Source organism: Streptomyces bugieae (assembly GCF_036352915.1).
Lineage (GTDB): Bacteria > Actinomycetota > Actinomycetes > Streptomycetales > Streptomycetaceae > Streptomyces > Streptomyces endophytica.
Map to the genome: position 1 here is coordinate 1 of NZ_JAZBJP010000134.1, position 465 is coordinate 465.

At 64.5% G+C, this 465-nt stretch carries 1 protein-coding gene; it reads right to left on the reverse strand.

All coding sequences use genetic code 11. The annotated features are described in order from the left end of the window. The coding region (locus tag V2J85_RS40545) for an aldehyde dehydrogenase family protein (RefSeq protein ID WP_330824382.1) at positions 1-334 on the reverse strand (334 nt) is incomplete at its 3' end. Positions 335-465 lie beyond the last annotated feature (131 nt).

The following is a 465-nucleotide window of genomic DNA, read 5'->3' on the forward strand; positions in this document are numbered from 1 at the left end:
TTGTTACACCGGCGTGGGCGAGGTGCGCTCCATGAGCGATGACCTCGGCGAACATCCGCAGCTGTGTGGTCGTACGGGCGACTTCGCTTGTCAGCCGAGGTGTTCCGAGCCCTGTTTCGTCGTCGGCGATCGCGACTAGGTCCCGGCTCGCATGGGCTAGCGCATCGGCGATGCGGCGCAGCGCTGCAGCACGGACTGGTCCTGGCGTTGCGGCCCAGCCGGGGCCGGCTTGCGCTGCGCGCTGCACGATCTCGTTGTGCTCGTGTGCTGAAGTCTCGGCGAAGCCGATCGCGCCTGACGCTCCGGAGCTGGGATTGGTCGATGTCGACGTCATCTGGAATGCCTTTGTGGTCGGAAGTTGGTTTTCTTTCGGGTCTAGTGATCTAGCCGCCATAGCGGTGTGGCGCGATGCCACGCCCTGCCCCGAACCAGGCCAAAACGTGACCGGCCCAAGGTTCTTCATCC